The 13,961-nt window shown below is 71.4% G+C and carries 19 protein-coding genes and 1 tRNA gene; 9 read left to right on the top strand and 11 right to left on the bottom strand.

Annotation, left to right across the window (positions count from 1 at the left end; genetic code table 11):
* The coding region (locus C1I95_RS12615) for a tetratricopeptide repeat protein (protein WP_111213988.1) at positions 1 to 1,304 on the bottom strand (1,304 nt) is incomplete at its 3' end.
* 68 nt (positions 1,305 to 1,372) lie between these two features.
* Positions 1,373 to 1,834 carry a MarR family winged helix-turn-helix transcriptional regulator gene (locus C1I95_RS12610; protein WP_111213996.1) on the bottom strand — a complete coding sequence of 154 codons (462 nt, stop codon included), beginning with the start codon at positions 1,832 to 1,834 and terminating at the stop codon, positions 1,373 to 1,375.
* Positions 1,835 to 1,884: 50 nt separating this feature from the next.
* Between C1I95_RS12610 and C1I95_RS12605 the strand changes: the two genes are divergently transcribed.
* Together C1I95_RS12605 and C1I95_RS12600 are read left to right on the top strand one after the other, a co-directional pair.
* Positions 1,885 to 2,406 carry a VOC family protein gene (locus tag C1I95_RS12605; RefSeq protein WP_111213987.1) on the top strand — a complete coding sequence of 174 codons (522 nt, stop codon included), beginning with the start codon at positions 1,885 to 1,887 and terminating at the stop codon, positions 2,404 to 2,406.
* A gap of 67 nt (positions 2,407 to 2,473) precedes the next feature.
* Positions 2,474 to 3,325 carry a hypothetical protein gene (locus C1I95_RS12600; RefSeq protein WP_111213986.1) on the top strand — a complete coding sequence of 284 codons (852 nt, stop codon included), beginning with the start codon at positions 2,474 to 2,476 and terminating at the stop codon, positions 3,323 to 3,325.
* On the opposite strand, the gene C1I95_RS12595 is transcribed toward C1I95_RS12600, so the two are convergent.
* The 4 genes from C1I95_RS12595 to C1I95_RS12580 all read right to left on the bottom strand — a co-directional run bounded on the left by C1I95_RS12595 (position 3,309) and on the right by C1I95_RS12580 (position 5,679).
* Entirely contained in the window at positions 3,309 to 3,809 is a 501-nt protein-coding gene (locus C1I95_RS12595) for a potassium channel family protein (protein ID WP_111213995.1), read from the bottom strand. The genes C1I95_RS12600 and C1I95_RS12595 overlap by 17 nt on opposite strands.
* A 105-nt stretch (positions 3,810 to 3,914) precedes the next feature.
* Positions 3,915 to 4,094, bottom strand: coding sequence for a DUF4236 domain-containing protein (locus C1I95_RS12590; protein WP_111213985.1), 180 nt, complete (start codon positions 4,092 to 4,094; stop codon positions 3,915 to 3,917).
* Positions 4,095 to 4,262: 168 nt separating this feature from the next.
* Positions 4,263 to 4,718: an RrF2 family transcriptional regulator gene (locus C1I95_RS12585; RefSeq protein ID WP_111213984.1), complete on the bottom strand. Its 456-nt coding sequence runs from the start codon at positions 4,716 to 4,718 to the stop codon at positions 4,263 to 4,265.
* A 61-nt stretch (positions 4,719 to 4,779) separates the two neighbouring features.
* Entirely contained in the window at positions 4,780 to 5,679 is a 900-nt protein-coding gene (locus C1I95_RS12580; protein WP_111213994.1) for a helix-turn-helix domain-containing protein, read from the bottom strand.
* A 206-nt stretch (positions 5,680 to 5,885) separates the two neighbouring features.
* Between C1I95_RS12580 and C1I95_RS12575 the strand changes: the two genes are divergently transcribed.
* Positions 5,886 to 6,662, top strand: coding sequence for a glucose 1-dehydrogenase (locus C1I95_RS12575; protein ID WP_111213993.1), 777 nt, complete (start codon positions 5,886 to 5,888; stop codon positions 6,660 to 6,662).
* Between the two features lie 255 nt (positions 6,663 to 6,917).
* Here C1I95_RS12575 and C1I95_RS12570 read toward each other — a convergent pair whose 3' ends face one another.
* Complete coding sequence (locus C1I95_RS12570; RefSeq protein WP_007457244.1) at positions 6,918 to 7,349, bottom strand: SsgA family sporulation/cell division regulator; 432 nt, start codon at positions 7,347 to 7,349, stop codon at positions 6,918 to 6,920.
* Between the two features lie 296 nt (positions 7,350 to 7,645).
* Between C1I95_RS12570 and C1I95_RS12565 the strand changes: the two genes are divergently transcribed.
* Together C1I95_RS12565 and C1I95_RS12560 are read left to right on the top strand one after the other, a co-directional pair.
* Positions 7,646 to 8,323: a TIGR02611 family protein gene (locus C1I95_RS12565; protein WP_438941305.1), complete on the top strand. Its 678-nt coding sequence runs from the start codon at positions 7,646 to 7,648 to the stop codon at positions 8,321 to 8,323.
* A gap of 50 nt (positions 8,324 to 8,373) precedes the next feature.
* Positions 8,374 to 8,448 (top strand) — tRNA-Val (locus C1I95_RS12560).
* A gap of 86 nt (positions 8,449 to 8,534) precedes the next feature.
* Here C1I95_RS12560 and C1I95_RS12555 read toward each other — a convergent pair.
* The gene (locus C1I95_RS12555) at positions 8,535 to 9,071 is read right to left on the bottom strand and encodes a hypothetical protein (RefSeq protein WP_146605707.1); all 537 of its coding nucleotides are present in this window, start codon (positions 9,069 to 9,071) and stop codon (positions 8,535 to 8,537) included.
* A 172-nt stretch (positions 9,072 to 9,243) separates the two neighbouring features.
* Entirely contained in the window at positions 9,244 to 9,660 is a 417-nt protein-coding gene (locus C1I95_RS12550) for a winged helix-turn-helix domain-containing protein (RefSeq protein ID WP_111213982.1), read from the bottom strand.
* A 139-nt stretch (positions 9,661 to 9,799) separates the two neighbouring features.
* On the opposite strand from C1I95_RS12550, the gene C1I95_RS12545 reads away from it, so the two are divergent.
* From C1I95_RS12545 to C1I95_RS34785, 4 genes are all read left to right on the top strand, one after another.
* Positions 9,800 to 11,011 carry a helix-turn-helix domain-containing protein gene (locus C1I95_RS12545; protein ID WP_111213991.1) on the top strand — a complete coding sequence of 404 codons (1,212 nt, stop codon included), beginning with the start codon at positions 9,800 to 9,802 and terminating at the stop codon, positions 11,009 to 11,011.
* A 185-nt stretch (positions 11,012 to 11,196) separates the two neighbouring features.
* Positions 11,197 to 11,397 (top strand): hypothetical protein, encoded by a 201-nt coding sequence (locus C1I95_RS12540; RefSeq protein ID WP_111213981.1) that lies wholly within the window; start codon positions 11,197 to 11,199, stop codon positions 11,395 to 11,397.
* 95 nt (positions 11,398 to 11,492) lie between these two features.
* Entirely contained in the window at positions 11,493 to 11,747 is a 255-nt protein-coding gene (locus C1I95_RS12535) for a hypothetical protein (protein ID WP_146605706.1), read from the top strand.
* Positions 11,748 to 11,921: 174 nt separating this feature from the next.
* Entirely contained in the window at positions 11,922 to 12,134 is a 213-nt protein-coding gene (locus C1I95_RS34785; RefSeq protein ID WP_146605705.1) for a hypothetical protein, read from the top strand.
* A 30-nt stretch (positions 12,135 to 12,164) separates the two neighbouring features.
* Here the strand turns inward: C1I95_RS34785 and C1I95_RS12525 are convergent, their stop codons facing one another.
* Together C1I95_RS12525 and C1I95_RS12520 are read right to left on the bottom strand one after the other, a co-directional pair.
* Positions 12,165 to 12,956, bottom strand: a complete 792-nt coding sequence (locus C1I95_RS12525) for a ComF family protein (protein WP_111213978.1) — start codon at positions 12,954 to 12,956, stop codon at positions 12,165 to 12,167.
* Between the two features lie 11 nt (positions 12,957 to 12,967).
* Positions 12,968 to 13,903, bottom strand: coding sequence for a DNA-processing protein DprA (locus C1I95_RS12520; RefSeq protein ID WP_111213977.1), 936 nt, complete (start codon positions 13,901 to 13,903; stop codon positions 12,968 to 12,970).
* Between the last annotated feature and the right edge of the window lie 58 nt (positions 13,904 to 13,961).

The following is a 13,961-nucleotide window of genomic DNA, read 5'->3' as shown; positions in this document are numbered from 1 at the left end:
GTCCACCAGTCCTCCGGTGGCCCGGCCGGGCCGTCCGCGGGCTGCCGCGGCGTGGGCACATGCGTCGCACCGGTCGGCGGCTCGCCCGCTGCTGGATCGCCGGCCCGGTAATAGCCCTGGCTGGGGTGGTAGCCCTCCGCGGGGTGCTGCTCCCCGGCCCGGTGGGGTGGCGCGGGCGGATCGGTCTCCGCCGGCCAGGTCGGCTCGTAGTCGTCGGCGGGCGCGGGCCGGGTTGGTGCGGACGGGACGTCGTCGGGCGACGTAGGCCGGACCGGGACGGACGGCTCGTCGTCGGCCGGCGCGGACCAGGCGGGTGCGGGCGAGGCGTCGGCCGGTGGTGCAGGCCAGGTCGGCTCGTCGTCGGATGCGGGCCAAGTCGGCTCGTCGTCGGATGCGGGCCAAGTCGGCTCGTCGTCGGATGCGGGCCAGGCTGGCGAGGCGGTTGCGGGCGCGGCGGGTGCGGACGAGCTGTCCTCGGATGCCGGCCAGGCCGGTGCTGGCGGGGCTTCGGGCGGTGCCGGCCAGGTCGGTGTCGGCGGGGCCTCGCCGGGTGGCGGGATGCGGGCGGCGGGCACGACGGGATCGTGCGCGCTCACCGGCGGCGTGTCGGCACAGACGTGGTCCGGATTGGCCGCGCCCCGGGCCAGCGCCGCCACCTGCGTGGTCAGCGGGTCGTCCGGGGCGAGATGCTGACGGGCCAGCTCCCGGGCCAGGGCCAGGTTGTCGTGCGCCTCGGAGAACTGCCCGCAGTCGCGTCGCATCGACCCGAGCCGGGCCAGCATCTTGATCCCGCTCGGGTGGCCGTCGCCGTAGACCTCGCGGTGCAGTTCCCAGGCGTCCTGGAGCCGGTCGCGGGCCACCTGGCACTGGCCGCGGGCGTACTCCACGGTGGCCAGGTCGGCGTGCGCGGCGAGCACCCGCAGCGACTCCGGCCCGTCCGCCGCGGTCAGCTCGATGATCACTTCCTGGTACAGCCGGGCCGCCCGGGACCAGCTGCCCACCCGGTGCAGCACCGCCGCAAGGGTCGCCGCGGCGGCCACCGTACGCGGGTCGGAGCGGCCGTGCAGCCGGCTGGTGGCGGCGTACGCGAAGGCGGCCCAACCCCGCGCCGAGTGCGGCTCGCCGAGCGCGACCAGCACCCGCGCGTGCAGGCTGGCCGCCTCGGCGATCTCGGGTGTCGCGTTGGCCGGGCGCGGGTCGGCGCCGGTCAACGCGTCGGCCAGCAGCCGTTGGGCACCGGCGAGATCGCCGGCGGAAACCAGGTCGTGCGCCTGATCAGTCAGTTCACCGAAGCCGGAGGGCACGCCCCATCGTGCTCAACCGACGACGGTATGTACAAGACCCGCGCCGGAGTGGTTCGGTCAGGATCTGGTCAGGGCCGGGTCAGGTGATCGGTCAACGCCTCGCTGATCCGGCGCAGCTGGTCGACCTGGGCCGGGCTGAGCGCGTCGAACAGGTGCCGGCGTACCCCCTCGACGTGGCCCGGCGCGGCGGCGGCCAGGGTGGCGAAGCCGTCGTCGGTGAGCAGGGCGAGCTGGCCGCGTCGGTCGGTCGGGCAGTCCTCGCGGCGGACCCAGCCGGCCGCCTCCAGTCTGGCCACCGCGTGGGAGAGCCGGCTGCGTGAGGAGCCGGTCGCGTCGGCCAGTTCGCTCATGCGCAGCCGGCGGTCCGGCGCCTCGGAGAGGCGTACCAGGATCTCGTAGTAGGCATGCGGCATCCCGGCGTCGCGTTGCAGCTCGCGGTCGAGCGTCTCCATCAGCGCCCGGGAGGCGGCCAGGAACGCCCGCCAGGTGCGCTGTTCGTCCGGATCCAGCCAGCGGGTCATGAGCACCATCATACCGAAGGTAGTTGAGCGTTCAACAAAAACGGGCTAGCCTCGGTGACATGGGAATCCACCGCCTCAACCACGCCGTCCTCTACGTCAGTGACCTCGACCGCAGCGTCGCGTTCTACCGCGACGTGCTGGGCTTCCGCCGGGTACCGATGACCCCGGAGGGGTTCCGCGGCGCCGCCTTCCTCCAGGCACCCGGCTCCACCAACGACCACGACCTCGGCCTGTTCGAGATCGGCGCGCGGGCCGGCCGGTCGACCGCCGGCCGAGCCACCGTCGGCCTCTACCACCTGGCGTGGGAGGTCGACACCCTGGACGAACTGGCCGTCACCGCCCACCGGCTGACCAAGGCGGGCGCGCTGGTCGGCAGCTCCGACCACGGCACCACCAAGAGCCTCTACGGCCAGGACCCGGACGGGCTGGAGTTCGAGGTGGTCTGGCTGGTGCCGGCCGACCGGCTGGACGACGCCGCGCTCGCCGCCCGGACCAGGATCGGCCGGCTCGACCTGGCCGCCGAGATCCGCCGCTACGGCGGGGACACCCGCGGCGGGGTCGGCATCTCGGTGCCGGCCTGAGCGGCATCCGGAGCCAGCCTGGGCGGGTGCCCGGCGGCGCGGACGCCCGGTGCGGTAGAACGACAGGATGCCGACCGACGCCGTAGGGCACCAGCTGTTCGTCCCACACCTGCGGAGCTGGTTGCCGGCCGCGCTGCGCCGCGTCCGGCGAGCCACCGTCGCCCTCGGGTACGACGGCAGCGACCCGCGCCCCGCCGAGGAAGCCCTACGGGTGGCCGGCGAGCACGCCGTACGGCTGCGCGGCTGCCGGATCACCGTGCTGGTGCTCGCCGACGGCACCGCCGACCTGCCGACCCGGCTCGGTGCCGTCGAGGCGGGGCTGCCGCCCGAGGTGGCGGTGCACCTGATGCCCGGCCCGCCGAGCCGGCTCCCGGTGGCGCTCCGGGCGGCCGGGGCTGCCGGCGCACCCGTGCTGTCCTACCTGGACGCCGTCGGTGCCGTGGACCCGGTGGCGCTGACCGCCGCCGCGGCCGGGCGGCACGCCGAGGCGCTGGTGCTCGCCGGTGCGGGCACGCCGCTGCGGCCGGCGCTGACCGACGCGGGCTTCCCGCTGTGCACCGAGGTGGAGCTGGCCGACACCGGCCGACGGATCGGCTTCGGCACCGGCTCGGACCGCAGCCTGGAGGCGTTGAAGGACAACCTGTGGGCGGCCGGGCTCCGCTACCTCGACCCGCACGGCGTACCACTGTCGCCGGCACCGGAGGTGGACCCGGAACCGCTGGGCCGCGCCCTGCTGGCCGAGCTGGCCCACGGCCCGCGTACGGTCACCGAGCTGCGCCGGTACGCCGTCACCGCCACCGCGTACCGGGCCGTGGACGCGTCGCGGGCGCTGACCACGCTGCTCGACGAGGGTCTGGTGACCCGCGACCCGGAGCACGGCCGGCTCGGCGGCGACGTGCTGGTCACGGCCGCGCGGTGAACTGCTTGACCAACAGGGACGCGCCGGTGGCGATCACCCCGATGCTGAACGCCAGCTGCACGCTGACCAGCACCCGGGCGAGCTGCCCCTGGGCGTGCACGTCGCCGTACCCGACGGTGGTCAGCGTGGTCAACGCGAAGTAGAGCGCGTCGATCCGGGTCTCCAGGTCGACGAACTGCGCCGGCGCGACCCGGGCGATGACGTAGTCGGCGAGGGCGAAGGCGAGCAGCCCGGCGACCAGGGCCACCGCCAGGTGCGCCAGCGAACGGGCCTCCCGGGTCGGCGCGGTGAGCTGGCGGCGGACCAGACCGGTCACCAACCAGGCCACCACACCCACCGTCAGCAGGCTGACGAGGACGCGTACGCCCATCCGGGCGGTGTTGGTGTCGATCTCCACCGGGACGACGAAATAGATCACGGCGAGCAGGACGCAGGCCAGCCAGGCCCGGCGACGCTCCTTCGAAGGATCCGGTTTCTGGTTCATGTCGAGATTGTCCGGTCCGGCCGGTCGCCCGCCGGTCCGATCGGCCAATCCCGCACACCGAGCGGGACGCCGGTGAACACCGGCGTCCCGCTCGACCTCGGGATCTCAGGCCCGGGACTTGTCCTGCTTCCAGGACAGCGGACCGGGCAGGTCGACCCGGTGCGCCTTGGCCCGCGAGTTCCAGGACCACCGGCCGAGCTTGATGCTCCAGGACGAGTAGCCGTTCTCGGTGAAGTGCAGGATGAACGGACCGAACTTCTTGCGTTTGCGGAACATCAGACCCATCGCGGGCCTCCCTTCGTCGCAGTCCCTGCGCCGTCGAAGATGCCCGTGCGGCGGATCCGCCAAACCCCGCCGGGCGCGGTGGAAGCCGTGGCCGACCACCATCGTGGACAGAACGGCGTGGTGCAGCGGCAGCCGGGTCGGGGGTGCGGGATGGAGTGGACAGGCCCCTCAGCGGGCTTCCCAGGCGTCCGGCAGGGCGGTCAGCCGCCGGACGTGGGCCGGCAGCCGGCCGTTGACCACATCGGCCAGGCTCACCTCGTCGACCACCTGCCGCAGCGAGGCACGCACCGCGACCCAGAACCCCGGCAGGTGCTGTGCCACCCCGTCGTAGTGGGTCTCCTCCGGCCGCAGACCCCGTACGCCGGCCAGCGGCCCCTCCACCGCCCGCAGCACCGCGCCGATGGTCACCTCACGCGGCGATTGGGCCAGCGCGTAGCCACCCTCGGCGCCCCGCTGGGCGCGGACGATGCCGGCCCGGCGAAGGTCGGCCAGGATCGCCTCAAGGAACTTGCGGGGCATGTCCTGTTCCGCGGCGATGGTCTGGGTGGACAGCAAAGACGGGTACGCGGCGGCGAGGCTCAGCGCCGCCCGCACCGCGTAGTCACCACGCGCGGAGATCTGCACCCTGCCATCATGCCCAACGAGCGCCGGCCGGGGAGTCGCCGGGCGAGCCGAGTCGCGCCGGTCAGGCCCGCCACGTGTCGGTGGCCGCGTCGGCGGGTGGGCGGGGTCGCACGACCGGACGTGGTCCGGGCTGCTCCCGGGCGGCCCGGAACGCGCCGGGGCTGACCCCGACCTCGCGGGTGAAGAACCGGCCGAAGTTGGTCGGCTCGGAGAACCCGAGCTGCCGGCCGATCCAGGCGATCGGTTGATCGGTGGCGGCCAGCAGCCGGCTGGCCTGGAGCGCGACCCGCTCGTCCACCACCTGCTTGGCGCTGCGCCCGGTCGCGGCCAGACAGGCCCGGGTGAGCGTACGCACCGAGCAGCCCAGCCGGTCGGCGTAGTCCTCCACTCGGCGGGTGCGCTGGTAGTCGAGTTCCACCTCGCGGCACAACCGGCGGAAGGTGGCCTCCTCCGGGCGCGCCGCCCGCCGCGCCCCCGTCGGCAGCATGCTCAGTCGTAGCAGCAGCACGGTCAGTTGATGGCGCAGCAGGCTACGGGCCGCCGGGACATCCCCGTGCCGGCGGGAGTCCACGGTCAACTGGCTCACCTCGTTGATGACCGCGTCCTCGTCCTCGCCGGCGAGCTGGACCCAGGTCGGCCCGTCGTCGGCGTCGACGTCCAGCCCGTGCAGCGTCGCCGGGTGCCAGCGGACCACCGTGGCGTCCAACTGGGGCGGCGTGCAGCGCAGCACCTGCCCGGGCCGGACCCGCAGCAGCGTGCCGGGTCGGCAGGGCAGCGCGCGGAAGTCCACCTCGGCGAAGCCGTGGCCGCTCGTGGCCAACATGATCAACTCTCGGTCCAGCAGCACCGGACGTCGCCATCCGGAGGCGGGCGCAAGGTCACACAGCGTGATCGTGTCGATCTCGACTGAGCCAACGGCAGCGTCGGGCAGGGCCGTGGCGAGGTGACCGGAAGGGACCATCACCTGCGACGTTAGCCCGCTATCGGGTCGTACGCATCTCCTCCGGCCTGCGCGTTTGCCGCCCGGATGGTCGGGCGGGGTTGTCGCGGTGCCGGCTTGCGGCTAGGTTACCGATCGGTAGTGGTCTGGTCGCCGTGGCGGCCGGGCGGTCCGTGCCGGCGACCTCGGTACCCGGCCGGCCCGGTCGAGCTCGCGAGAGGATGGGCATGAACGATCTGTTCTCGGTCGACGGCAAGACGGTCCTGGTCACCGGCGGCTCGCGGGGAATCGGGCTGATGATCGCCCGAGGCTTCGTCGCCGCCGGCGCGCACGTGATCATCTCCTCGCGCAAGGCGGACGTCTGCGAGGCGGTGGCGAAGGAACTGTCCGCGCAGGGCACCTGCGAGGCGATCCCCGCCGACCTCAGCCACGACGAGGGCGCGCAGACGCTGGCCGCGGCCGTCCAGGACCGGGTCGACAAGCTCGACGTACTGGTCAACAACGCCGGCGCCACCTGGGGCGCACCGCTGGAGAGCTACCCGGAGAGCGCGTTCGACAAGCTGTGGGCGGTCAACGTCAAGGCGGTCTTCCGGCTGACCACCGCGCTGCTGCCGGCGCTGCGCTCCGCCGCCAGCGCCGACGACCCGGCCCGCGTGATCAACATCGGCTCCATCGACGGCATCCGGGTACCGCTCATGGAGGTGTACGCCTACTCGGCGACCAAAGCGGCGGTGCACATGCTGACCCGCAGCCTGGCCCACCAACTGGCCGGCGAGCGGATCACCGTCAACGCGATCGCGCCGGGGCCGTTCGAGAGCAAGATGATGGCGTTCGCGCTGGACGACCCGACGTCCCGGGCGGCCATCGAGACCCAGGTGCCGCTGGGAAGGATCGGCCGGCCGGAGGACATGGCGGGCGCGGCGATCTACCTGTCGTCCCGGGCCGGCGCCTACCTGACCGGCGCGGTTATCCCGGTCGACGGGGGCATGACCACGCACGGGTGAACTGTGCGGCAGCCAGCATCACCACGCACAGTGAACAGCGTGGCGGCCCGCATCACCATGCACGGGTGAACAGCGTGGCGGTCGGTACCGCGGCGTCACCGCTACGGACGGTTACGCCGCCGGGCGGCGTGGCCGGGGCGAATGACCGGTGTGACCGGGTCGCGTGACGGCAGGGCTGCGGCTGCCCGCGTACTTCCGGGACAGGCCGGGGCCGCGCGGACTCGGCAGATCCGCGCGGCCCCGGCTCCGTCGTGGTCAGCGCCCGGCGAGCAGCCGGTTCACCGCCGTGTCGACGTCCAGGTGCTCGGCCTCCCGGCCGCGCGGGACGACGACGTAGGTCCGCCGCAGGAAGCGCACCAGCACGCTGCGAGGCACCTCGAACAGGGCATTGCCGTCCGGCGACGACAGCGCCAGGGCGACGAAGTCGCCGCGCGGGGTGGCCCACGGCCAGACCCGCACGTCGCCGATGCCGGCCGGTTCGTCGAGCCCGGTGACCAGCAGTTCGCGGGCGAAGGACCAACTCACCGCCTCGCCACCGGCCGATTCGGCGTGGAACAGGACATGGACCGCATACGGGTCAGCAGGGTCGTAGCGCAGACTGGCGCGCACCGGCAAGGCGGTGGCGTCAGGTGCGACGAGCCTTAGCGACGTCTCGACCTCTACGGTCGTCGGTCGGATGACACTCATGGACGTTCTCCCCCCGGCACCGCGTGCGGAACGCGCGTGTCCCGCTTTTCCCATACTCAGCCGCTACTCCTGGCTACGCTCCGCCATACGCTGACTTCACCCAGTGGTGGGAAGGGGGTCGGAAAGGCCGCGTGAATGTGAAAATTCATCTAGGATTTCCGGTTCTGCCCAGTGCGTTGATCCCGCCCGGCATCGGGTGGTTCAGTCGTCGACTTACTCCGGTAACGTCCAGTCGGCCGTTGCAGTGACGGGCCCGCGCAACACTGGGGGGTGAAATGGTCAAGAAGCGATCCTCAGTGGATCAGGTGGCCGCGCGGGGCCCGTCGAACGTCGCGGTCCGCGTAACCGAACAGCGGGGGTACGGGGTGCCGAAGGAGCAAGGTGACCGGCACGGTCGGTCGGTGGTCGAACGCGGCCCGTCCGGCAACGATCCAGTCGGTCGCAACGGGCGCGGTCACACCGAGGTGAATGGCTCCGCCAGCCGGGGCAACATGTCGGGGCGGAACAACGGCGCCGAGGTGAACGGCGTCACGGAGCGTGAGGGGGGTGGTGCTGCGGTGTCCGAGCGGCGCGACCCACCACGCTGGCGGCGGCGGATATCCACCACCCTCGCACTGATCCGGGCCAACCCCACCGGCCGGGTCGCCCTCAAAATCATGATCGGGGTGCTGGGCGCCATCGTGGTGTCCGTCGGCATCGTGCTCATCCCGCTGCCCGGCCCCGGCTGGTTGATCGTGATCGCCGGCCTCGGCATCTGGGCGGTCGAGTTCCACTGGGCCAAGCGACTGCTCGGCTTCACCCGCCGCCACGTCCAAGGCTGGGCCGCCTGGGTGAAGAAGCAGTCACTCACCGTGCGCCTGTTGATCGGCTCGGTCGGCATCATCTTCGTCGGCGCGGTGGCCTGTCTCTCGATCAAGTACAGCCTGGGCATCGACGTGATCGCCCAGGTGTTGCACTACCTCGCGACGCACTGACCCCGGGTTCGCGGTCCGGTCCCTCGATCGGGTAGAGTCATCCGCGCTGAGGGCGATTAGCTCAGCGGGAGAGCGCTTCGTTCACACCGAAGAGGTCACTGGTTCGATCCCAGTATCGCCCACCAACGAAACAGCAGGTCAGAGGCCGGATCGGGACACCCCGACCGGCCTCTTCGCTACCTACCAGCCAAGATCATGAGTCACCCATGAGTCACGGGCGTCGCGGCCTCGGCAACGTCGGCACCCCGAGATCGGCCAGGCGCGTCCGTAGGCCGATGTCGAAGCCCTCCTCGATGCCGGCCTCGCGGGCCTGCTGCAGCCGGGCGTCGGCCGGCTCGGTGCCCGAGTCCACCGTGGACGCCTGGATGCCCACCGGCCCGGCTGTCCGCGACAGGTACAGGCGGCCCGGGGAGCAGGTGCCGACCGCCGGTCGCTGCCGGAGGGCCCGGCGCAGCTGTTCGATCTCCCACCTCAGCTCGGCAAGCTGCGCCTGTAGCACCGCCTGCCCTTGCCGCAACTCGGCCTGTCCGCGGGTCAGTTCGCGCTTGCCGGCGACAAGGTCACGACGCCGCCGCCCATCGCTTGTGGTGAATAGCCACCCGAACATGGCGACGACGAACAGCGCGGTGACGACATCGATGATGTTTCGCTCGATTTCAATGGGTGTCGCGTGGCTGATGTAGGCAAGCGCGGCGGCAAGGGTGAGCGCCGCCGTGCCCAGCATCAAACAGAGGTGTTCGATTCGCACCCATGAGCGTGACTGTTGCGTCCCCACATGATCACTCATAGCGCGGGAGTGTGTGTTGATGAATATCCCATGTGGAACCGGACCCCGCCGTGTCTTGCAAATGGTGCACGTTCCACAGCCGTCCGTTAACATGCTGATGGCATCCCGCGTTAGTTTCCGGGCGATCGGCGCGTCATGCCGGCCGATAGGCCACCCGATGGCTGTGGGCCGGATACAAATCTTGCAGCCCGTCTGGGTGGACCACCACGATCAGCGGCACACCCTCCGGCACGCCGTAAGTCTTCCGTTCCGCTGGCGTGGGGTTCCGCGCCGACACCCAGTCGTCCGGCCCGACGTGCACCGGCTCCGGCTCCACGGGAGTACGCACTACGACACCGCGGCCCCGCACCGACTCCGCCAGGCCCTCAGCGCGCAGCTGCGCCACCGCGGCCCGCGCCGTGATCCCACTGACGCCGTACGCCTGGCTCAGGTCCCTTTCGGACGGCACCCGCGCACCCGGCTTGAGCTGCCCAGACATGATCCGGCCACGCAGGATCTCGGCCAGCTCGTTTCGGCCGACCTGCTCCTGATCCGGGCCTGGGTACTCCACAGGCCGGAGGGTAGGCGGCGTGCCGATCTTGGATACCTAGATACCTGAGTACCCGAGAATGCTGCTTCGGCAGCGCGTGCTGACCCCATCGGAGTACCGTCAGGGGTACACGATGTACCCAGACGCGGCGAGGTGCCTCATGGTCGACCAGCCCCTGTCCCCCGGTCAGCGCGTCGAGCGGCTGCGCCGAGCTGCTGGCCTCTCTCGCGAGCGTCTCGCCAGCGTGAGTGGACTCTCGCCGACTACCGTGAAGTTCATCGAGAACGGCCGCCGGTCGCTGACATTGCGGGCCGCGCAGCAGTTGGCCCCGCACCTCGGCGTCCACGACCTGGGCGACCTGTTCGGACCCGCCGTGTCGCTGTCCCTCGACGGCCGGGCCAGCCACCCCGCCGTCGACGATGTCCGACGCGCCCTCACCGCCTGGCACATCACCATCTCCGGTGAGCCCGAGCGACCCGAGTACCTACGCGGCGCCGTCGACTCCGCCTGGCAGACCTGGCACACCAGCCGACACCAGCGCACCGAAGCCGGCGCCGTCCTGCCCGGCCTGCTCGACGCCACCCAGAGGGCCGCCCGCCTTCACACCGGACAGGACCGGCGGATCAGCCTCGCGCTGCTCGCCCAGGCGTACCACCTCGCCCAGGCGTACCTGGCATGGCACGGCGACCGGGAGCTTTGCTGGCTCACCGTCGACCGGGGCATGACCGCGGCCCTCGACGCGGACGACCCGCTCGCCATCGCGCAGGCCACCTGGTACGGCGCCCATTTGCTGCGTGCCGTCGGCCGCGGCGACGAGGCCCTGGAACGCCTCGGTGAGGCGCGGGCGCTGATTGAGCCGCATGTGGCCGACGGCGGCACCGAGTGGGCGGAGATGCTCGCCGACCTGCATCTGTGCCTCGCGCTGACCCGGGCCCGGACCGGCGACCAGGGCGCGTGGGCGGATTGGGACACCGCCCGGCAGGTCGTCGAGCGGGCGCTGCCCGCCGGCTACGTGGGGTTGCGGACGCGGGTGTCTCGGCCGCTGGTCGACGTGTACGCGGTGATGTGCGCCGTCGACCTCGGCGACCCGGACGAGGCGCAGCGTCGGGCGCACGCCCTGGACCCGGCGTCGATCCCGTCGACGGAGCGGCGCGGCCGCCACTTCGTGGAGCTGGCCCGGTCGGCTGATCTGGAGGGCGCCCGGGAGGCGACGCTGCATCTTCTGGTCCGGGCGGAAGCCACGTCGCCGGAGACGGTGCGGTACTCGCCGGCGGCGCAGGACATGGCGGCCCGGTTGGCGCGGGAAGCGCCTGCGTCGGTGCGCGCCGAGGCGGTCGAGCTGGCGCAGAGGATCACCAGCCCACCACAGTAGGTACATCACGTCACCGGGTACGCCGCGTACCCCGTGCCGCCGTCCTCACTGCTTAGCGTGAGTCCACGGTAGCGGCGGGGAGTCGCGGACGCGCTGGTCGCCCCGCCGCCACCCCCAGAACAGGCGCGGCGGCCGCTGCCGGAGAGGGCGCGGCCGCCACGCCTCCTACCCGGGAGGGCGAGCACATGCTGTGGCACAACGAGCCAGCGCCCGAGCCGCTGGACGGGCGGCCGGCGCGGCCGGCGACCCGCTACCCGCACATGGCCGGCGCGTACGGCCCGGAGGCACTCCGCGAACTCGAGGCCCGCCGGCAGGCCGGGTCGGACTGGCCGTCGGAGGTCGACCAGGCGATCGACCCCTGGACAGGCCGGGGGACAGAGCAATGACGCTGCCAAGCCCTGGCACACGCGTCCGTATCGGGCCCGGCGAGTGGCAGGCGTGGCCCGGCCACGACGGCCACACCCCCCACACCCTCGACATCGTGTCCGCGCACCAGTCCCACGACCCCAAGTACGCCTGGGTGTACGGGCACGGCATCGACTGCTCGTGGGAGAGCTCCGACTGCACGCAGCCCTGGTGCTTCGAGATCCTCGTCCGCGTCGACGTCCTCACCGCGGCCGCCGCACAGCCGGCGCCCGACACGCCCGCCGATGCTCCTGCCGCGCAAGTGCCGGGGGCGCCCCTGTCGACGCCCGGCCAGATGGCTCGCGGCCACGACGGACACCGCCCGCGATGAGCACCAGGGTGTTGCCGGCCGCCAGCTGGTGGCAGACCCTTGCCGAACATCGGCCCGCCGGCGGCTGGTGCCCCCAATGCGGCAAGCGCAAGTGCTGGCCGCGGGCGGAGGCGTTCGGCCAGCTGGTCGCCCACGACCTGTGGCACCTTGGACCCCAGATCCATGGAGGAGTAGATGACGGAGCCGACCGAGCTGAGACTCGGCGAGTGGACGCCGGGCGACGGTAGCCGCGTCGAGGACGAGGTGCCCGAGCGCCTGGAGCTGTCGATCGGGAAGGCCGGCGAACGGATGCTGCGGTCGTCGCGGCATCCGCAGTTCGCGATCAAGGTCGGGCCTGAGGCGTGGTCGGCGTTCATCGCGTCTGTGCAGGCTGGGCAGACCTTCTGACACCGCTTGGTTGCCGGGGGTCGGGGCGGGCTATGACCGCCAGGTCTGGCGCGCCAGTGAGAGGCCGTAGACCTTCGTGGCGCCCGACTCTTTCAGGCGACGTGCAGCGGCGTTTAGCGTGGTGCCGCTGGTGAACACGTCGTCGTAGACCATGATTTCTTTGCCCTTGACCCGTGACGGATCGGGTACCCGCAGTGCCTCGTACACCTGCTGGCCCAGGCGGCGGCGCTCGGCGGCGCTCGTTGTGGAGCGCATCTTGTCCGTCTGCCGGGTCTTCACGATCAGCGGCGGGTCGACGACGAACGGGAGTTGCCGCTCGTCCTGGTCCCTGGCCTGCTCGATCGTGTAGTGGGCATGGTCCGCGCGGGGGTCTGCCCCTGGTGGCAGCCAGGCGGGGTTGGGGATGATCGCGCCGAGGCGTCGAACGGCGGCGGGGTTCTTGTAGAGGTAGCCGAGGATGACCCGGGCGAAGATGGTGCACCAGGCCGTCTCGCCGTCCTTGACGTGATGGATCATGTTCGCGAGGGCACCTTCCTTGAGTGCGACGGCGATCGTCCAGTCGAAGAAGCGGCGCTCGGGCGAGTTGCAGAGGCTGTTGCTGCAGACCTCGTCGACGCCGACCGCCTGGTCGCAGACCGGGCAGCGGCGGTCTGGGGGCGGTTTGAGCGACAGGCTCGCGCAGCTATAGCACACCGCGATCCGCCCCGTTTCGGCGTACGGGCATCGCCGGCATCTGCCGAATCCTGCGGGCCGGGGGTGAGGGATGTCGTCGAGGGGCTGTTCAACGCCCGGGTCGTCGATGATCGGGAGGCTCCCTGCCATGACCTGTGAGATCAGAACTGGAATTCGAGTTGCTCACGGCGGGTATTGGCAGCGTGGATCTTGGCCGGATCGTTGAGCTGCTTGACCACGTCGGCGACGTCATCCACCTTGATGGCACTTCGGGTGGCCACGTACTTGCGCGCCCACTCCTGCGACTCCGTCAGGCTCTTGAGCAGGAAGACCTTCTTGCCATGCTCCAACGCCAGGCGTGCCTGCATCTTGGCTCCGGAGGTCTTGGACGCCTCGATGACGACGGTGCCCTGGGCGATCCCCGACATGGTGACGTTGCGGCGAGGGAAGGTGTAGGTGGCGCCAGGAGCGTCCGGCCAGAACTGAGAGACAATCGCTCCGTCCCGTGCGATGTGCTCGGCCAACTCCCGGTTTTCTGCCGGGTAGCACCTGCGGATCCCGGTACCGATGACCGCGAGGGTGCGCCCGCCCGCCGACAGGGTGGCCCAGTGGGCGGCGGTGTCGATCCCCCGCGCCAAGCCGGAGACGACAGTGACACCCTCCTCCACCAACAGCCGGGCCATCCGACCGGACCTCTTCACACCGTCTTCCGTGGCTTCCCGCGTGCCAACGACAGCCACGCTGCGCAGGTCGGCCTCGGCGAACGCACCGCGAACGAACAGGAAGGGCGGCAGATTGAAGATCAGGCGCAGGGTTTGCGGGTAGTCCTGGTCGAGCACGGTGATGAGCCGGGCGCCCACCTGCGCGCCGCTTTCCACCTCCGTGAGAGCCCGCTGCCTGTACTCCGGCAGCTGGTGCCGTGCTTCGCGGATGGCCTCAGCAGCGAGCTGGGCATCCGGAGACTCCTCGGTCAGTTCACCGGAGAGCAGACGGGCCAGTCCGTCACGTCGCTGCGCCTCGCGGGCTATCAGGTACCAGTTGACCTTCGGCACCTTGCACAGGGCAAGCAACGAGAGCCGATCCTCAGAGATAGGCATCGCATTCTACTCCTGTTCGATCGTATGTTCGAATGCGAGAGGTCACTACCACATGAGT

The sequence above is a fragment of the Micromonospora craterilacus genome (genome assembly GCF_003236315.1).
In the GTDB taxonomy this organism is placed as follows: domain Bacteria; phylum Actinomycetota; class Actinomycetes; order Mycobacteriales; family Micromonosporaceae; genus Micromonospora; species Micromonospora craterilacus.
The sequence above is the reverse complement of the archived record's forward strand: the minus strand, read 5'-3'. Positions and strand labels throughout refer to the sequence as shown.

Excerpts from the sequence above, each read along its gene's own strand:
- C1I95_RS12520 (WP_111213977.1), bottom strand. The coding sequence starts at position 13,903 with ATGCCTATCTCTGAGGATCGGCTCTCGTTGCTTGCCCTGTGCAAGGTG.
- C1I95_RS12590 (WP_111213985.1), bottom strand. The coding sequence starts at position 4,094 with ATGGGTCTGATGTTCCGCAAACGCAAGAAGTTCGGTCCGTTCATCCTG.
- C1I95_RS12595 (WP_111213995.1), bottom strand. The coding sequence starts at position 3,809 with ATGAACCAGAAACCGGATCCTTCGAAGGAGCGTCGCCGGGCCTGGCTG.
- C1I95_RS12540 (WP_111213981.1), top strand. The coding sequence starts at position 11,197 with ATGCTGTGGCACAACGAGCCAGCGCCCGAGCCGCTGGACGGGCGGCCG.
- C1I95_RS12610 (WP_111213996.1), bottom strand. The coding sequence starts at position 1,834 with ATGGTGCTCATGACCCGCTGGCTGGATCCGGACGAACAGCGCACCTGG.
- C1I95_RS12545 (WP_111213991.1), top strand. The coding sequence starts at position 9,800 with ATGGTCGACCAGCCCCTGTCCCCCGGTCAGCGCGTCGAGCGGCTGCGC.
- C1I95_RS12580 (WP_111213994.1), bottom strand. The coding sequence starts at position 5,679 with ATGGTCCCTTCCGGTCACCTCGCCACGGCCCTGCCCGACGCTGCCGTT.
- C1I95_RS12525 (WP_111213978.1), bottom strand. The coding sequence starts at position 12,956 with ATGGCAGGGAGCCTCCCGATCATCGACGACCCGGGCGTTGAACAGCCC.
- C1I95_RS12605 (WP_111213987.1), top strand. The coding sequence starts at position 1,885 with ATGGGAATCCACCGCCTCAACCACGCCGTCCTCTACGTCAGTGACCTC.
- C1I95_RS12575 (WP_111213993.1), top strand. The coding sequence starts at position 5,886 with ATGAACGATCTGTTCTCGGTCGACGGCAAGACGGTCCTGGTCACCGGC.
- C1I95_RS12600 (WP_111213986.1), top strand. The coding sequence starts at position 2,474 with ATGCCGACCGACGCCGTAGGGCACCAGCTGTTCGTCCCACACCTGCGG.
- C1I95_RS12570 (WP_007457244.1), bottom strand. The coding sequence starts at position 7,349 with ATGAGTGTCATCCGACCGACGACCGTAGAGGTCGAGACGTCGCTAAGG.
- C1I95_RS34785 (WP_146605705.1), top strand. The coding sequence starts at position 11,922 with ATGACGGAGCCGACCGAGCTGAGACTCGGCGAGTGGACGCCGGGCGAC.